The sequence below is a fragment of the Aeromonas sp. QDB25 genome (assembly GCF_027707725.1).
Taxonomy (GTDB): domain Bacteria; phylum Pseudomonadota; class Gammaproteobacteria; order Enterobacterales; family Aeromonadaceae; genus Aeromonas; species Aeromonas caviae.
In genome coordinates this window covers 1-2750 of the sequence record NZ_JAPCIZ010000165.1, presented here as the reverse complement: position 1 = coordinate 2750, position 2750 = coordinate 1, and the positions used below count along the sequence as shown (strand labels likewise).

The 2750-nt window shown below is 62.9% G+C and carries 2 protein-coding genes and 1 pseudogene; 1 reads left to right on the top strand and 2 read right to left on the bottom strand.

Going from position 1 to position 2750, the window contains the following annotated elements; translation table 11 throughout:
• Nucleotides 1–111: 111 nt before the first annotated feature.
• Nucleotides 112–1295: pseudogene (locus PG883_RS23055) on the top strand (MFS transporter); the annotation flags it as partial.
• A gap of 104 nt (nt 1296–1399) precedes the next feature.
• Here the strand turns inward: PG883_RS23055 and PG883_RS23050 are convergent.
• Both PG883_RS23050 and PG883_RS23045 read right to left on the bottom strand, forming a co-directional pair.
• The gene (locus PG883_RS23050) at nt 1400–1786 is read right to left on the bottom strand and encodes a DUF1622 domain-containing protein (RefSeq protein WP_010673839.1); all 387 of its coding nucleotides are present in this window, start codon (nt 1784–1786) and stop codon (nt 1400–1402) included.
• Nucleotides 1787–1847: 61 nt separating this feature from the next.
• On the bottom strand, nt 1848–2654 hold the full coding sequence (locus PG883_RS23045; RefSeq protein ID WP_270808388.1) for an alpha/beta hydrolase: 807 nt from the start codon (nt 2652–2654) through the stop codon (nt 1848–1850).
• Between the last annotated feature and the right edge of the window lie 96 nt (nt 2655–2750).

Sequence of the window (2750 nt, the reverse complement as noted above, 5' to 3'; positions counted from 1 at the left end):
TTTTCAGGAAGTCAGGGCTATCAGAATGGCCTTAGAAAGCCTAGTCAAAGAGCTGTCACGAGAACACCGTTAGCTTAGCGTACGATTTTTTCCGAATTCTGCGGTTCCCCCAAGTTGAGCGACATGTTCGGCCGGGTACGCATGCTCAACATCGGTATCGGCCTGTTTCTGGCGGGATCAGTGGCCTGCGCCCTGGCCCAGGATCTGCCAACCCTGCTGGCCGCCCGCGTGCTGCAAGGGGTGGGGGGCGGGGGCTGATCGCACTCGCCTTCACCGTGATCGCCGACTGTATTCCGCCACGGGAGGTGGGCAAGTATCAGGGGTATATCTCGGCGGTCTATGCGGTCTCCAGCATCGCAGGCCCGCTGCTCGGTGGCTATTTTACCGAGCAGCTCAGCTGGCGCTGGATCTTCTGGATAAATCTGCCGCTCGGCGCTATCGCCCTCTGGCTGGTGAACCGCAATCTGGGTCACCTCGATGTGCGTCGCCACAGCCGCTTCGACTGGAAGGGAGCGGCACTGCTCATCACGGTCACCACCCTCACCCTGTTGCTGCTCTCGCCGGAAGCGGCCTTGCCCGCCGTCTGGCTCGCGGCTGCGCTGGGGGCGGCCCTGTTGCTGCTGGTCCTGACTGAGCGGCGGGCGCACTACCCCATACTGCCGGCCCACCTGGTGCGCCTGCCGGGTTATCTGGTGAGCGTGCTGCTGGCGCTGGCTTCGCAGTTGCTGATGTTTGCCGTGCTGGTCTACCTGCCGTTGCAGATGCAGTGGCAAAAGGGGATGAGTGCCAGTGACAGTGGTGGGATCATGGTGATCTTCATGGTCTTCATCACGGCGGGGGCCTTCGTCGGCGGCAAGCTCATCGGTCGCACCGGTCACTACAAGCGTTTCGTGGTGGCAGGTTTTGCCCTGGCCGCGCTGGCCCTGTGGCAGATCCACTTCGACGTCTGGGCCAGACTGGGACTGGCGTTTGCCGGTATCGGCCTTGGTCTGGTGCTGCCGGCGCTGTCGGTGGTGGTGCAAAATGCCCTGCCGCGGGAAGATCGCGGCATCGGCATGTCCCTGTTCAACTTCGGCCGGGAGCTGGGCGGGGCAGTCGGTGTCGCCATCTGCGCTGTGTTGTTCCATGCCGCCCTGCCAGCAGGCAGCAGCCCCAATCTGGCCAGCCTGAGCCCGGCCGAACTGGCACCCGGTTTCAGCGCCACCTATATCGGCATGGCGCTGATCGCCACCGCCGCCCTGCTGGTCACCTTGCTGGCATTGAAGCGCCACGAGCTGGCCAGCAAGCACGCCTGATGGTTGCTATCGGATACAAAGAGGGCTCCCCGCGGGGAGCCCTCTTCATGGGATCAGGCTGGTGCCTTTCCTTCCGTGTCGTGGCCTTGTGCCACTCAGCCCGCTCATCGAGCGTCGGGGCGGGAAGGTGACCTGACAGGCTCGGGTTGCTGGCGCTCGGCCTGTGCATCGAGTTCCTTGCCGAGGAAGTAGTTCAGGAAGGTGCGGATGACCGCGATGATGGCGAGGCGCACCAGCTCCTCCTTGCTGGGGGCCACCGTGGTGGCCAGGATGTCGGCGGCGAGCTGGAACTCCAGCGCCAGGATAAGCCAGCTGCCGAAGCAGAGGCGGATACGGGGAAAGCCGGGCTCGTGATCCCGCACTCTGGCCGCCAGCCAGAGGGTCTTGCCAAGGCCGATGACCACGCAGGCGATGGAGATGATCTCCAGCAGCAGCTGGAACAGCTCCACCCCGTGCATCATGCCCTCTTTCAGGCTCGCTATCTCGAACACTCGGGTTACCTCCATGATTCAAAAGAGACACTTTTAACACGGCTTGGGGGCCGGTTCCAACTCAGAGTCTTCTGAGCATCATGGCTATCTGGTCGATGAGCTGACGAGCGGCAGGGCTGATGGCCGCCAGTTGGAAGTAGCCATGAATGATGCCATGCTGCCGCTGGCAAGTGGCATCGACGCCAGCCTGCACCAGCTTGCCATACAGGGCTTCCCCTTCGTCGCGCAGCGGATCATATTCCGCCGTGACGATATGGGTCGGCGGTAATCCTGACAGGGCGGGATGGTGGAGCGGGCTGGCTTCGGGATGGCAGGGGGGCAGGCTGCCAAGGTAGGCGTGAAAACCGCTTGCGAGCATGTCCCGGGTGATGAGGTAGTCGTCACCGAGATCGCGGTAGCTTTGGCTCTCGCAGAGGGCATCCAGCATGGGATAGAGAAGCAGCAGGGCCTTGGGCAAGGGGGCGTTGGCAGCCTTGAGCCGCAAGGTGGTGATCAGGGCGAGATGACCCCCTGCGCTGTCGCCGGCAATGGCGAGACGTGCCGGATCCCCATGCCATTTCTCCACCTCGGCCATGATGGCCCGTGTGGCGGCCAGCGCATCGTCGTGAGCCGCAGGATAGGTGTGTTCCGGGGCGAGGCGGGTGTGTACGGCGAAGATCAGGGCGCTGGCCCGGTTGCACAGCATCCGCATCTGGCGATCGTGGGTCTCGAAATCCCCGCTGACAAAACAGCCGCCGTGAAAATAGATCAGCACCGGATACGCGGGGTCCGGTTTGTCTGCGGGCCGATAGCAGCGGATGGCGTGGTGATCGGCCTGCCACTCTTCGATGGCGCCCACCTCTTCCCGCTCACCGCGGCCTTGTTGCACAAATCAGGGAACTATCTAGCCAAGTGGTGATCTGATCTCCCGGATCAATTACCGGGCACATGAGATGGGCAAGTCAACACACAACATCACCAACTG